The 12,983-nt window shown below is 70.4% G+C and carries 13 protein-coding genes and 1 riboswitch; of the genes, 7 read left to right on the top strand and 6 right to left on the bottom strand.

What is annotated here, in order from left to right; all coding sequences use genetic code 11:
• Window positions 1-2 precede the first annotated feature (2 nt).
• From ABT115_RS00325 to ABT115_RS00310, 4 genes are all read right to left on the bottom strand, one after another.
• Window positions 3-1,562 (bottom strand): cobyric acid synthase, encoded by a 1,560-nt coding sequence (locus ABT115_RS00325; RefSeq protein ID WP_351782067.1) that lies wholly within the window; start codon window positions 1,560-1,562, stop codon window positions 3-5.
• Window positions 1,559-2,602 carry a cobalamin biosynthesis protein gene (locus tag ABT115_RS00320; RefSeq protein ID WP_351782064.1) on the bottom strand — a complete coding sequence of 348 codons (1,044 nt, stop codon included), beginning with the start codon at window positions 2,600-2,602 and terminating at the stop codon, window positions 1,559-1,561. Before ABT115_RS00320 ends, ABT115_RS00325 begins: the two co-directional genes overlap by 4 nt.
• A gap of 145 nt (window positions 2,603-2,747) precedes the next feature.
• A riboswitch (cobalamin riboswitch) is annotated at window positions 2,748-2,876 on the bottom strand.
• Window positions 2,877-3,045: 169 nt separating this feature from the next.
• The gene (locus ABT115_RS00315; RefSeq protein ID WP_351782061.1) at window positions 3,046-3,276 is read right to left on the bottom strand and encodes a hypothetical protein; all 231 of its coding nucleotides are present in this window, start codon (window positions 3,274-3,276) and stop codon (window positions 3,046-3,048) included.
• Window positions 3,277-3,307: 31 nt separating this feature from the next.
• Window positions 3,308-4,582: an inorganic phosphate transporter gene (locus ABT115_RS00310; protein WP_351782058.1), complete on the bottom strand. Its 1,275-nt coding sequence runs from the start codon at window positions 4,580-4,582 to the stop codon at window positions 3,308-3,310.
• A 424-nt stretch (window positions 4,583-5,006) separates the two neighbouring features.
• Between ABT115_RS00310 and ABT115_RS00305 the strand changes: the two genes are divergently transcribed.
• Window positions 5,007-6,134: an alpha/beta hydrolase gene (locus ABT115_RS00305; protein WP_351782055.1), complete on the top strand. Its 1,128-nt coding sequence runs from the start codon at window positions 5,007-5,009 to the stop codon at window positions 6,132-6,134.
• Window positions 6,135-6,319: 185 nt separating this feature from the next.
• On the top strand, window positions 6,320-7,630 hold the full coding sequence (locus ABT115_RS00300; RefSeq protein ID WP_351783003.1) for a hypothetical protein: 1,311 nt from the start codon (window positions 6,320-6,322) through the stop codon (window positions 7,628-7,630).
• Between the two features lie 39 nt (window positions 7,631-7,669).
• Here ABT115_RS00300 and ABT115_RS00295 read toward each other — a convergent pair whose 3' ends face one another.
• Window positions 7,670-8,083 (bottom strand): VOC family protein, encoded by a 414-nt coding sequence (locus ABT115_RS00295; protein ID WP_351782052.1) that lies wholly within the window; start codon window positions 8,081-8,083, stop codon window positions 7,670-7,672.
• A 221-nt stretch (window positions 8,084-8,304) separates the two neighbouring features.
• Here ABT115_RS00295 and ABT115_RS00290 point away from each other — a divergent pair, with 221 nt between their 5' ends.
• From ABT115_RS00290 to ABT115_RS00280, 3 genes are all read left to right on the top strand, one after another.
• Window positions 8,305-9,903: an ABC-F family ATP-binding cassette domain-containing protein gene (locus tag ABT115_RS00290; protein ID WP_351782049.1), complete on the top strand. Its 1,599-nt coding sequence runs from the start codon at window positions 8,305-8,307 to the stop codon at window positions 9,901-9,903.
• A 342-nt stretch (window positions 9,904-10,245) separates the two neighbouring features.
• A complete protein-coding gene (locus tag ABT115_RS00285) occupies window positions 10,246-10,467 on the top strand; it encodes a helix-turn-helix domain-containing protein (protein WP_018518904.1) in 222 nt (73 codons plus the stop codon).
• Window positions 10,468-10,620: 153 nt separating this feature from the next.
• Window positions 10,621-11,412: an enoyl-CoA hydratase/isomerase family protein gene (locus tag ABT115_RS00280; protein ID WP_351782046.1), complete on the top strand. Its 792-nt coding sequence runs from the start codon at window positions 10,621-10,623 to the stop codon at window positions 11,410-11,412.
• An 87-nt stretch (window positions 11,413-11,499) separates the two neighbouring features.
• Here the strand turns inward: ABT115_RS00280 and ABT115_RS00275 are convergent, their stop codons facing one another.
• On the bottom strand, window positions 11,500-12,201 hold the full coding sequence (locus ABT115_RS00275; RefSeq protein WP_351782043.1) for a hypothetical protein: 702 nt from the start codon (window positions 12,199-12,201) through the stop codon (window positions 11,500-11,502).
• 92 nt (window positions 12,202-12,293) lie between these two features.
• Between ABT115_RS00275 and ABT115_RS00270 the strand changes: the two genes are divergently transcribed.
• Together ABT115_RS00270 and ABT115_RS00265 are read left to right on the top strand one after the other, a co-directional pair.
• A complete protein-coding gene (locus ABT115_RS00270; RefSeq protein WP_351782040.1) occupies window positions 12,294-12,758 on the top strand; it encodes an Asp23/Gls24 family envelope stress response protein in 465 nt (154 codons plus the stop codon).
• 32 nt (window positions 12,759-12,790) lie between these two features.
• Complete coding sequence (locus ABT115_RS00265; protein ID WP_327275937.1) at window positions 12,791-12,982, top strand: hypothetical protein; 192 nt, start codon at window positions 12,791-12,793, stop codon at window positions 12,980-12,982.
• Window position 12,983 lies beyond the last annotated feature (1 nt).

Raw genomic sequence — 12,983 nt, 5'->3', positions numbered from 1 at the left:
ATTCATGCGTGTGCTCCAGGTGCTCCGGGGGCGATGAAGGGAAGTCCTGACGGTGCGCCCGACTCGATGAGCCGCAGCAGTGCGTCGGTGTCGGCGTGTTCTTCGATGAGGTCGCCGAGGCGGTCGAGCTGTTCCTCGCGCAGCGCGGCGAAGCTGGTGCCGGGGGCGGGGACGAAACGCCGGCCGGCCGCCCGCGCGACCTCGGCCAGGAAGCGGCGGCGGAATTCGTCGCTCTCCAGTGAGCCGTGCCAGTGGGTGCCCCACACGGCGCCGGCCCGGCAGCCGTCCAGGCTGCGACCTCGGCCATCGGAGATGAACCCTTCCCCGCCGTGTACGTCTGCGACGCCGTGGTGGATCTCGTACCCCTCGACGGGGGCGCCGAGCGCCTCGCCGACGGGACGGGCGAGGGTCTTCTCGCGGTCGAAGCGGATGCGTACGGGCAGCAGGCCGAGGCCGTCGACGTGCCCGGCCCTCGACTCGACCTCGTCCTCGATGTGTTCACCGAGGATCTGGAAGCCACCGCAGATGCCGAGGACCGGCCGGCCCTCGGCGGCGCGCCGCACCAGGGCATCGGCGAGGCCGAGCTCGCGCAGCCAGGCCAGTGCCTTCACGGTGCCGCGGGTGCCCGGGACGATGACGAGGTCGGCGTCGGCCAGCTCCTCCGCGCGGTCCACGAACCGGACGACGACGCCCGGTTCGGCGGCCAGCGCGTCCACATCGGTGAAGTTCGACATCAGGGGTACGGCGCACACCGCGACGCGCAGCACTTTGTCGCCGTGCGGCGGCGCGACAACCGATTCGCCTCCGGCTCCGCGCAGCGCTGTGCTGTTTTTGAAAGCGGGTCTCAGACCGTCCTCCTCGTCGATCCCGAGGCCATGGGCGAAGGGCAGCACCCCGTACGTCTGCCTCCCGGTGATCTGGCGCAGCATCTCCAGCCCCGGCTCCAGCAGCGACACATCGCCGCGGAACTTGTTGACGAGGTATCCGGCGATCAGCGACTGGTCCTCGGCGTCGAGCAGCGCCGTGGTGCCGAAGAACGAGGCGAAGACGCCGCCGCGGTCGATGTCGCCGACGACCACCACCGGAAAGCGTGCCGTCCGTGCGATGCCCATGTTCACGATGTCCGTGCGCCGCAGATTGATCTCGGCCGGACTGCCCGCCCCCTCGCAGATCACTGCGTCATGCGTGCCCCGAAGCTGCTCGAGACAGTCCACGACCGTGCCGAGCAGCGCTTCCTGCCTGCCGCCGTGGTAGCCGCGTGCGCTCATCTCGCCCACCGGTCTGCCCATCAGGACGACCTGGCTGGAGCGGTCGCTGCCGGGCTTGAGCAGGACCGGGTTCATCAGCGCGGTCGGCTCCACCCGGGCGGCCTGGGCCTGCATGGCCTGGGCGCGCCCGATCTCGGCGCCCTCGCGGGTGACGAACGAGTTCAGCGACATGTTCTGCGCCTTGAAGGGCGCCACCTTCACGCCCCGCCGTACGAGCCAGCGGCAGATACCTGCCGTGACGACGCTCTTGCCCGCGTCCGAGGTGGTTCCGGCGACCAGCAGCCCGCCGCTCATGTCCGTCTCCGTCCTGCGATCCGACGTCCTGCCATCCGACGTCCCGTGACCTGAAGTCCTGTGACCCGACGTCCTGCGGACCGACGTGCTGCGATCCGTCTCGCGACGAGGCCCGCACCCAGTCGTCCCGCCACACACATGCCGAGGGCCAGCGCACTCACCCGGCGCGACAGCCGTACCGCGCGTTCGATGTCCTCGGTCTCCACCGCCCGGCCCGTCTCCCCGTTGAGGACGGGGCGGTGTTCGACCCGACCGCCGTACGCCAGGGTCCCGCCGAGCCGTACGCCGAGCGCACCCGCGAACGAGGCCTCCACCGGGCCCGCGTTGGGGCTCGGGTGCTTGGCCGCGTCTGCCCGCCACGCCCCCGCCGCTCCACGTGGCCGCCCCCCGGCGGCCACGGTGAGCAGGGCTGTGAGCCGGGCACCCGGCCAGCCCGCGAGGTCGTCCAGGCGGGCCGAAGCCCAGCCGTAGCGTCGGTGGCGTGGCGATTTGTGGCCGACCATGGCGTCGAGGGTGTTCGCGGCCCGGAAGCCGACGAGCCCGGGCACACCGGCCAGCGCACCCCACACCAGGGCGCCGACCACGGCGTCCGAGGTGTTCTCGGCCACGGATTCCACCACGGCACGGGCGATCTGCGGTCCGTCGAGAGACTGCGGGTCGCGTCCGCACAGATGCGGCAGCCGCTCGCGGGCCGAATCGATGTCACCGGCGGCCAGGGCGCCCGCGATAGTCCGGGCCTCACGCCCCAGGGACGTACCGCCGACGACGGACCAGGTGGCGGCCGCGGTCAGTGCGACGGAGGCGGCGGGGTGGCTGCGCACGGCACGGGTGATCAGCGCGGCACCACTTGCGGCGCCTCCGGCGCAGACGAGCGTGTGCAGCGCGCCCGACCCGCGGTGGTCGCGCCAGAGACGGCGCTCGACGCCTGCCGCGACCCGCCCGAAGGCGGCGACCGGATGCCCCCTGCGGGGGTCACCGAGCAGCAGATCGCCGATCAGACCGGCCGTGGCGCCGTACGCGAAAATGCGGTCGGCACGCACGGCTCAACCGGCCGTTACGCCTCGAAGGAGCTTCGTACAGGCGGCTCTCGTCGAGAGCGCCACAGCAACGGACGCACGGCAGCCAGGCATGGCGATATGTCCTCACTCAGGGTCCGCGCCCTGGTTCGACGTGACCGGCGACGAGAGTCTCCTGGCTCCCGGATCCGCAGTTCCCCCGGCCTTCCAGCCCGCTCGCGCGGGCCGTGACTTCCGGTGTGGGGGACTGCTCCCCGGTGACAGTGGCGGGACCGCGCCGGATTCGCACCGGCTTCCTCTGCTGTCGTCGTAATTGGCTCCGGCAGTCCACCACGCTCCGCGAACGCCCGTCAACCTGCTGTTGACCTGTGGCGGTGCGGTGTGCTGAGCCCCACATCGGGCCGGGCACACCAAGACGGGCCGGACACACGTCGTGTCCGGCCCGTCAAGGAGCGCGAGGAAGATGCTCAGGCGACGATCAGATAGATCCCGTACGCGACCGCCGCGGCGCACAGCGCGAAGCAGACGTACCCGCCGGCGCGGGCCAGCAGCAGCGAGCCGCCGGAGCCGCCCTGCGCCTCAGGTTCGGGCTGCTTGGAGAGACCGACGATGCCCAGGGTGAAGAGGCCCACCAGCGCGACGGTGACGACGAGGGAGACGCCGAAGACGGAGCCGAGGGCTGCCCAGTCGATGTTCATGCTGAATCCTTAGACGGCCGGCCTAGGCGGCCTAGACGGTGGCGGTTCGCGCCGGGTCCTGGGTGGTTCCGGCCGGAGCCGGAATGGTGGCACTGAGGTCCTGGGCCGCTGCCTGCGCCGCGGTGAGCGGCGGGCTGACGGCCGCGATGGCCGCGGTGGCCGCGGTGGCGGCGTCGACGGGCTCGGCGTCGCCGCCCGTGTGCGCGACATCGCCGTGGCCGACCGGCTTGCGGCGCGATACCAGCCAGATCGCCCCGGAGCCCACGATGAGCAGCGCCGCGACGACCACGACACCCCAGGTGCCCTGCTCGGTGAGGACTTCCGCACCCGCGCCGACCAGGCCCGCGGCCGGCAGGGTCAGACCCCAGGCGACGAACATCCGGGTGACGGTGGACCAGCGGACCACACCGCCCTGGCGGCCGAGGCCCGCGCCCATCACGGCGCCGGAGCAGGCCTGGGTGGTGGAGAGGGAGAAGCCGAGGTGCGAGGAGGCCAGGATGACCGTGGCAGCACTGGTCTGGGCGGCGAATCCCTGCGGCGGCTTGAGGTCGGTGATGCCGCTGCCCATGGTGCGGATGATGCGCCAGCCGCCCAGGTAGGTGCCGAGTGCGATGGCCGAACCGGCGCAGACGATGACCCAGACCGGCGGGTCGGAGTCGGGCTGCAGGACTCCACCGGTGACCAGGGCCAGGGTGATGATGCCCATGGTCTTCTGCGCGTCGTTGGTGCCGTGGGCGAGGGAGACCAGTCCGGCCGAGGCGATCTGACCGGCGCGGTAGCCCTTGGCGGTGGCCTTCTCCTGGGCGCCGTCGCGAATCTTCCCGCCGATCCGGTACGTGAGCCTGGTGGCCAGCAGCGCGGCCAGACCGGCGACGATCGGGGCGGCGACCGCGGGGATCAGCACCTTGGTGACGACGGTGTCGCCGTTGACCGAGGACCAGCCCGACGACATCACCGCCGCACCGATCAGGCCGCCGAACAGGGCGTGCGAGGAGCTGGACGGAAGTCCGACCAGCCAGGTCAGCAGATTCCACAGGATGGCGCCGACGAGTGCCGCGAAGATGACTTCTGTTTGCAGCCCGTCCTCGTTGATGATCCCGCCGGAGATCGTCTTGGCGACCTCCACCGACAGGAACGCGCCGACGAGGTTGAGCACGGCGGACATGGCCACCGCTGTCTTCGGTTTGAGTGCGCCGGTCGAGATGGTGGTCGCCATCGCGTTGGCGGTGTCATGGAAACCGTTCGTGAAATCGAACACTAGAGCTGTCGCGATCACAATCGCGAGCAGCAGCGTGATGTGTTCCATTTACCCAGGCAATCGTTCGACGTCATTGGCACGTGGACCGTAGTCAACCTGGATGAACGGAAGATGAACTGAGCGGGGCGCTGTGGTGTCTCCAGCTGTATCCGGGTTGTTCTGTTCGCCCTTCGCAGGGTAGCGCGGTCGGGCATATGTCCTAATCGCACCTAATTCTGACCCAATTGACCTTTTATTAACTTCTTTGATGGGTCGACCGAATGCCCGTTCGCCTCCCGGGCTGACAGCATCTCCGCATGAGCGATCCGCAGCGGGACGCGATCGACGTGCCTGGAGACACTGAAGGGATACGAGCAACCGGGGTGACCCGGTCCCTGCCTGTCCCCGCTGTCCTGACTGTCCCATCCCATCTGTCCCACCGAACGGCCCCCGTCAGCTGGCCGGGTGCGGCGGACCCCACGACACTGGAACAGTGCGCCCGGCAACAGTCACGGCAGTAGCCGTCACGACGATCCTCGGCATCGGTGCGGCAGCGGTCGCGGCCGGCCGATACGCCAGCGATGCCGCCCTCAGGGCACCGTCCGGACGGCCACTCCCCGCCGACCGCAGACTCACCGTGCACGCCACGGCGGCCGGGCAGGTCACCCTGACCCGTTCCTTCGCCGCCCTGCGGCCCGGCAGGTACGGACTGATGGGCGACGACGTCCACGCCGTCGTCGGCCCGGTGATCGAACATGCCCACCACGCCCCCGACACCGTCGTCCGCAGACTGGAACGCGTCAACCGCGGCAGCTTGGAAACCGGCGCCGAGGTCCGGATCAGCCCACAGCTGCACAGCGGCGACCCCTCCTCAGCCCTCGGCCTCGAGCACACGGAAGTCGAGATCCCCGGCGAACTCGGCGCCCTGCCCGCCTGGTTCCTGCCCGGCCCCCGCGACACCTGGGTCATCACCGTGCACGGCCTCGGCACCACCAGGGAACACCCCATGAACATCATGGAGTTCCTGCACGATCTGCGCCTGCCCGTGCTCGACCTGGCCTACCGCGGCGACCCCGGAGCCCCGCGTTCTCCGGACGGCCTGGCCCACCTCGGCGAATCCGAATGGCGCGACCTGGACGCGGCGATCCGCTTCGCCGTGCGGTACGGCGCCGAGAATGTCGTCCTGTACGGCTGGTCCACCGGTGCCTCGATGGCGCTGCACGCGGCCGTCAACTCCGCGCTCCGCAACCGCATCTGCGGTCTCGTCCTCGACTCCCCGGTCCTGGACTGGGTCGCCACGTTGCGCGCCCTGGCCGTCGCCCGCGGTGTCCCGAGCGCACTGCTGCCGCTCGCCGTCCGCGCCGCCCAGGGACAGACCGGGCTACGCGGCACCCGGCTCCTGGACGGCTCCCTCGTACCGGCGCTGCATGTCCCGACCCTGATCTTCCACGGCCCGGACGACACCCTGGCCCCCTGGCAGCCGTCCCGCGAACTCGCCGCCCGCCGCCCGGACCTGGTCGACCTGCGCGCCGTACCGCAGGCTCCGCATGCGGCGATGTGGAATGCCGACCCGGTCCACTACGAGGAGGCCCTGCGCCGCTTCCTCACGCCTCTGATGTGACCTGATGCGAGGGATCGGCCGATCGGTGCCGTCCCCCGCCCGTCACTCCTTCCACCGCGAATTCGGGTTCCGTTTGGGCTTTCGGGCCGTCAGGGGCAAGACTGCTCCCCGTGACGTCCCGTACCCCGCGCGACTCCAGGCTGCGACTTGTCCGCCCGCGACCCCTTGCCACCGCTCGCAAGGCCGTGACCACCCGGCGCACCAGGCCGGCTCCCCGCCCCCCGGAGGGCACCCCGCCCAGGGCGGAACTGGCCCACCAGGCCAGGACCGTCCTCGCCGACGCCGTACGGATCGCCCGCTGGGCAGCCGACGGAGCGATCCCCGGCGCGCCGCCACTGGCCGCCCAGGCTCTCGAACGGGCCGCGACAGCCCTGGAGTTGTCCCCGGCCCAGGTGCGCTCCGGCTGGGACCGGGCCCGGCTCGCCGGTCTGGTCGAACTGCACGGCGACACCGCACGCCCCGGCTGGCGGCTGCGCGCCTGGGACCGTGACGACTCCGCCGTGCTCCGCGGCTGGGTGGCGCTCTTCGATGCCTGGTCGCTCGTCCACCCGGCGCCCGAGGGCATTGAGTCCACCGCGGTCGCAGAGGCCGTCGAGGCCGTGCCGCAGGTGCTCTCCCTTCTCCAGCTCTCGGCGGGTTCGGTCGCCGTGCCCGCCCTCCTGGACCTTCTCGGCCAGCGCGTCGCGGAACTCCACGAGGAGCGCTGCGAGGTGCCGTACGGGCCGCAGGCGCTGCCCGAACCGGCCGAATCCGCCCCCGCGGCGCACCCGGCCGCCCTGGTCGCCCTCCTTCTCGACTGGGCCCTTGAGGGACTGGCCGCCGTCGGCGCGCTCACCCTCGGTGCCGGACACGCCACCCTCACCCCGCTCGGCAACTGGGCGGTCTGGGTGAAGCTGGAGCAGATCTGCGTCGCGGCCCAGAGCCTGGCCGGGAACATCGAGCAGTCCGCCGCCGACATGCTGCTCGGCTGCGCCCGGCTCACCCCCGGCCCGGCCCGCGCCGAATACCGTGCCTGGCTCGCCGCCCGCCCCGTCGGCAGCGCCGTCGCCGAACTCCTTGGCGTCGCCCGCGGGGAGGACGCGCTGCTGCGCGGGCTCGCCTTCGAGGCGCTCAGGGTCGTGGGCGCCCCCGCCGAGCCCGAGGTGCGCTCCGTCGTGAGCGACGCCTCGCTGCGCCCCTACGCGCTGCTGTGGCTGGCCGAGTACGACGGAACGGACCCCGAGGACGCCCAGGACGTCCTCAGCAGGGAGGAAGCCACCTGGCTCTGGGTCGACACCGCGGCGGCCGTCGCCGACCACGGCGAGACCGGGCTGCTGGTCCGCCATCTCGACTCGGCCGTCCAGGGCACGGTGCCGGCGCTGCTGGACGAAGTACGGGCGGTCGGCCACCCGCGCACCGTGCAGGTCCTGGTGGCCCTGGCCGCCGCGCACCCGGACCCCGCGCTGGCCAAAGCAGTGCGCCGGGCCGCGTTCCAGGTGCACACGGGCGGCGCGTAGCACGAGTGAGTCCGCGCGCCGGACGGGCCCGTCCGGCCGTCAGTCCGCCGACCCCGGTGCGTACGTCCCGAAGCTCCACACATTGCCCTCCCCGTCCCGCGCGATGAAGTCGCGCGAGCCGTAGTCCTGGTCCGTGGGCGGCATCAGAATCTCCACCCCGTACTCCACGGCCCGGGCGTGGTGCTCATCGACCTCGTCCACCACGACGTAGACACCGGCCGGGCCCGCGCCCTGCATCGCCTTGGCGAAGACACCCCCCCGACCCTTGGAGCCCAGCATCACTCTGCCATTGCCGCAGGACAGCTCCGCGTGGAGCACCGAGCCGGCCTCGCCCTCGTACACCGCTTCCTGAGTGAAGCCGAGGCCCTCCGTCAGCGTCCTGATCGCGGCCTTCGCGTCGTCGTACAGAATCGTCGGATAGATCGTCGGAACGCCGGCCGGTACGCCTGCCATCGCGCTCACCCCTTCTCGCGCTCCCGTGACCAATTCTGTGATCTGCATCTCAGTCTTTCACCGGCCACCGGCAACGGCCCGGCTCGGTTCACAGAGGCGGAAAAGCAGTTGCACGCCGCCAGTAGAATGGCCCGCATGGCAATTCTCCTTGTGCATTAGACGGCGTCGAGACAACTCCGCCCTCGTCCCGTCCGCCGTCCACACAGCCCTGGAGTTTTACCGTGATCACCGCTTCCGGCATCGAGCTGCGCGCCGGTGCCCGCATCCTCATCGAGTCCGCCTCCTTCCGTATTGCCAAGGGCGACCGCATCGGCCTCGTCGGCCGCAATGGAGCGGGCAAGACCACTCTCACCAAGTGCCTCGCAGGCGAGGGCAACCCCGCCGGCGGTGCCATCACCCGCTCCGGCGAGGTCGGCTACCTCCCGCAGGACCCGCGCACCGGCGACCTGGACATACTCGCCCGCGACCGCATCCTCTCCGCCCGCGGTCTCGACGAGATCCTGCGCAAGATGCGCGAGAACGAGGAGCGGATGGCGAACGGCAAGGGCGCCACCCGCGAGAAGGCGATGAAGAAGTACGAGCGCCTGGAGACGGAGTTCCTCACCAAGGGCGGTTACGCCGCCGAGGCCGAGGCCGCCACCATCGCCGCCGCGCTCAGCCTGCCCGACCGGGTGCTCGGACAGCCGCTCCATACGCTCTCCGGCGGTCAGCGCCGCCGCGTCGAGCTGGCTCGCATCCTGTTCTCGGACGCCGACATCCTGCTGCTCGACGAGCCGACGAACCACCTCGACGCCGACTCGATCGTCTGGCTGCGCGACTACCTCAAGAACTACCGCGGCGGCTTCATCGTGATCTCTCACGATGTCGAACTCGTCGAGACGGTCGTCAACAAGGTCTTCTACCTCGACGCCAACCGCTCGCAGATCGACATCTACAACATGGGCTGGAAGCTCTACCAGCAGCAGCGCGAGGCCGACGAGAAGCGCCGCAAGCGCGAGCGGCAGAACGCCGAGAAGAAGGCTGCGGCCCTCAACTCGCAGGCCGACAAGATGCGCGCGAAGGCCACCAAGACCGTCGCCGCGCAGAACATGGCCAAGCGCGCCGAGCGGCTGCTCTCCGGTCTGGAGGCCGTCCGGATCTCCGACAAGGTCGCCAAGCTGCGCTTCCCCGAGCCCGCGCCGTGCGGCAGGACCCCCCTGATGGCGGAGGGCCTGTCCAAGTCGTACGGCTCTCTCGAAATCTTCACCGATGTGGACCTCGCCATCGACAAGGGCTCCCGGGTCGTCATCCTCGGCCTCAACGGTGCGGGCAAGACCACGCTGCTCCGGCTTCTCGGCGGCGCCGAGAAGCCCGACACCGGTCAGGTCATCGAGGGCCACGGACTCAAGCTCGGCTACTACGCCCAGGAGCACGAGACCCTCGACCCGGAGCGCTCCGTCCTGGAGAACATGCGCTCCGCGGCACCCGACCTGGATCTCGTCGACGTCCGCAAGACGCTGGGCTCGTTCCTCTTCTCCGGCGACGACGTCGACAAGCCCGCCGGCGTCCTCTCCGGTGGTGAGAAGACCCGTCTCGCGCTGGCGACCCTGGTGGTCTCCTCCGCCAATGTGCTGCTCCTGGACGAGCCGACGAACAACCTCGACCCCGCCAGCCGCGAGGAGATCCTCGGCGCGCTGCGTACATACAAGGGCGCCGTCGTCCTCGTCACGCATGACGAGGGAGCGGTCGAGGCGCTTCAGCCGGAACGCATCATTCTGCTGCCGGACGGTGTCGAGGACCTGTGGGGCGCGGACTACCAGGACCTTGTCGCGCTGGCCTGATCCCGGTCCCGTCGCCGTCTGATCCACTTCGTCTGGATCATTCGGCCTACGCGTGATCCATCATCTGAGTGAGTATGTCTCGTACCTCGGCGCGGCACCCGGCAGATGCCTGCCGGGTGCACCCATTTGGGGCCGCTATCCCCGTGTGGCCCTGACCTGGCGGTTCCGTCCCGAGCCTGTCCCCACCCGTCTCCACAGCCCCACCGAATGCAGGATTCCGGTCGTGTGGGCTGGTTCCCCGGGCGGGAATCCGGTTGCACGGACCTTGCCGAATGGGTGGCCAGGAAGCCTCCGAGGGGTGATCATGAGAGTCCAGAGCGCACTTCCCATGAGGAGGCACGGGTGGCCGAGACTCTGAAGAAGGGCAGCCGGGTTACCGGCGCCGCGCGCGACAAGCTCGCGGCAGACCTGAAGAAGAAGTACGACTCCGGTGCGAGTATCCGGGCGTTGGCCGAAGAGACCGGCCGCTCCTACGGATTCGTCCATCGGATGCTCAGTGAGTCGGGAGTCACGCTGCGCGGACGCGGCGGAGCGACACGAGGCAAGAAGGCCGCCACGGCCTGACGGCCTTCGGCGGATCGGGGCAGGCCGTCAGGCCTGTCCCGGGGCTCACCGGTTTCGGCGGTGGCCACCCGGTCGATAGTGATGTCGACCGGTTGGTTACTGTTCAGTCACTTAGATCGACCGGTGCTGACTGACCCGATCCGGAGACGCCCCATGACCTCTCTCGACTCTGTGCTCGACAAGGACGGCGTACGACTCACCGTCGACGACGCGGTTGCCACGGTGACCCTCGCCAATCCGGCCAAGCGCAACGCTCAGTCTCCCGCTCTGTGGCGGGCGTTGACAGAGGCCGGACGGGCACTGCCCGGCAATGTGCGGGTCGTTGTGCTCCGCGGCGAGGGCAAGTCCTTCTCCGCGGGTCTCGACCGGCAGGCGTTCACCCCCGAGGGGTTCGATGGTGAGCCGTCCTTCTTCGACATGGCGCGCGGCCCGGAAGCCGAGCTCGACGCGACCATCGCCGAGTACCAGGAGGCGTTCACCTGGTGGCGCCGCAACGACATCGTGTCGATCGCGGCAGTCCAGGGGCATGCGATCGGTGCCGGCTTCCAGCTTGCCCTCGCCTGCGATCTGCGGATCGTCGCCGAGGACGTGCAGTTCGCCATGCGCGAGACCAGCCTCGGTCTGGTCCCCGACCTCACCGGCACACACCCCCTGGTCAACCTGGTGGGGTACGCCCGCGCGCTCGAAATCTGCGCCACGGGCCGCTTCGTGCACGCCGAGGAGGCCGAGCGCACCGGCCTGGCCAACCTCGTCGTCCCCGCCGACGAGCTGGACGCCGCAGCCCGCGACCTGGCCGGCGCACTGCTGGCCGCCCCGCGCGATGCGGTCGTGGAGACCAAGGCGCTGCTGAGCGGTGCCGTCTCCCGCGGGTACGAGGAGCAGCGCGCCGCCGAGCGCGCCGCGCAGGGCCGCCGTCTGCGCGACCTGGCGGGCATCACTGACTGAGAGGCTTCGGGTCACCTCTGGTCGGGTGACCTCTGATCGGGTGGGCCCGCTCCTCAGGCCCACCCGGTGGTCAGCTCCGTCCGGTGGTCAGTCCTGCTCCACCACCGCCGTGACCAGCACCGCGACCGAGGGATGCCCCTCTACCACGTCCGCCACCGCGCCCCGCACCGCACGTGCCACATCGAGCGCCCGGCGGCCGGAGTCCGTCGCCAGCTCGACCTGTACATGATCCGGGCCCCTGTGCACCGCGTTGCCCAGCACCCGGGTCAGAGTCACGACACCGGGAACACCTGCGGCGGCGACCCCCGCCACCCCCTCCGGCCTCGCCGAGTGCACCTCGACCGGTGCGGGCGCCCGCCGTTCGGGTGGTGTGTCCAGCAGCTCCGTCACCCGGAGATCCACCTCGGCGACCACCAGACCCAGCCGGTGCTCCGCCGCCGTCAGCAGCGCCGAGCGCAGAGCCGCGGCCGCGTCGGGCAGCGGCCGGTCGTACATCGCCGACATGGTCGCCTCGATGCGCAGCGGTCCCGGCGGCAGCGCACTCGGCGGCGGTTCAACCTCCGCGTCCGGGGCCCGGTCCGGATCAGCCACACAGATCCTGAGCTCCCCGAGCACCGGTCCGGGACCCGGCCCGCCCACCGCGTCGCGCAGCACCCAGGCCGCGGCCCGCTCCGAGATCCAGGCACCGTCCGCCGGACCGCCCAGCGGGAGCAGCCGGCCGAGGCTGAGCCGTTGCCGAACCGCTGCTGTCCATCCGTCGACCCTGTGCGGGCTGTCAGCCGTCGTCATTTCTCCAGCCTGCCTCATCCACGGCGCGAGAAGAGGCAAGCGCACTTAGTGTGGGCAACGAGGTTCAACCTGCCCCGAAGGGAAGAGTGGCGATGACCGAAACCCCACAGCGGAACCGTCCCGAGAGTCCCGACAAGGAATCGAGTCCGCTCACCAAGCGTGGCGGGGGAGCCCCCGCCAGTCGTGGCCGTACGACCATCGCCGACGGTGTGGTCGAGAAGATCGCGGGAATGGCAGCACGTGACGTGGTCGGTGTCCATGCGATGGGCAGCGGCTTCGCGCGTACGTTCGGAGCGGTACGCGAACGGGTGCCCGGCGGTGGGAAGTCCGTCACCAGGGGGGTCAAGGCGGAGGTCGGCGAATCACAGACCGCCCTCGACCTGGAGATCGTCGTCGACTACGGCGTGTCGATCATCGATGTCGCCCGTGACGTACGGGAGAACGTCATTGCGGCGGTCGAGCGGATGACCGGCCTGGAAGTCGTCGAGGTCAATATCGCGGTGAGCGATGTGAAGCTGCCCGACGAAGAAGAAGAGCCCGAGCCACGTCTCCAGTAGACCTCCTGACCGAGGCAGTTGAGGAGCGCACGATGAACATGGCTGTGGTCGGCATGGTGGCCGGCATGGCGCTCGGATTCGCCGGGTACTTCGGCGGATTCGGGGCCTTTCTGCTGGTGGCCGCGTTGGGGGCGATCGGCTTCATCGTCGGTCGCTTCCTGGAAGGTGACCTGGAGCCCGGCGACTTCTTCCGTAGTCGCGAGCGCGGAGACCGACGGCGGTGAC

Source organism: Streptomyces sp. NPDC001832 (assembly GCF_040297265.1).
GTDB lineage: Bacteria > Actinomycetota > Actinomycetes > Streptomycetales > Streptomycetaceae > Streptomyces.
The sequence above is the reverse complement of the archived record's forward strand: the minus strand, read 5'-3'. Positions and strand labels throughout refer to the sequence as shown.

Excerpts from the sequence above, each read along its gene's own strand:
- ABT115_RS00325 (WP_351782067.1), bottom strand. The coding sequence starts at position 1,562 with ATGAGCGGCGGGCTGCTGGTCGCCGGAACCACCTCGGACGCGGGCAAG.
- ABT115_RS00315 (WP_351782061.1), bottom strand. The coding sequence starts at position 3,276 with ATGAACATCGACTGGGCAGCCCTCGGCTCCGTCTTCGGCGTCTCCCTC.
- ABT115_RS00310 (WP_351782058.1), bottom strand. The coding sequence starts at position 4,582 with ATGGAACACATCACGCTGCTGCTCGCGATTGTGATCGCGACAGCTCTA.
- ABT115_RS00295 (WP_351782052.1), bottom strand. The coding sequence starts at position 8,083 with ATGGCAGGCGTACCGGCCGGCGTTCCGACGATCTATCCGACGATTCTG.
- ABT115_RS00280 (WP_351782046.1), top strand. The coding sequence starts at position 10,621 with ATGACCTCTCTCGACTCTGTGCTCGACAAGGACGGCGTACGACTCACC.
- ABT115_RS00275 (WP_351782043.1), bottom strand. The coding sequence starts at position 12,201 with ATGACGACGGCTGACAGCCCGCACAGGGTCGACGGATGGACAGCAGCG.
- ABT115_RS00270 (WP_351782040.1), top strand. The coding sequence starts at position 12,294 with ATGACCGAAACCCCACAGCGGAACCGTCCCGAGAGTCCCGACAAGGAA.
- ABT115_RS00265 (WP_327275937.1), top strand. The coding sequence starts at position 12,791 with ATGAACATGGCTGTGGTCGGCATGGTGGCCGGCATGGCGCTCGGATTC.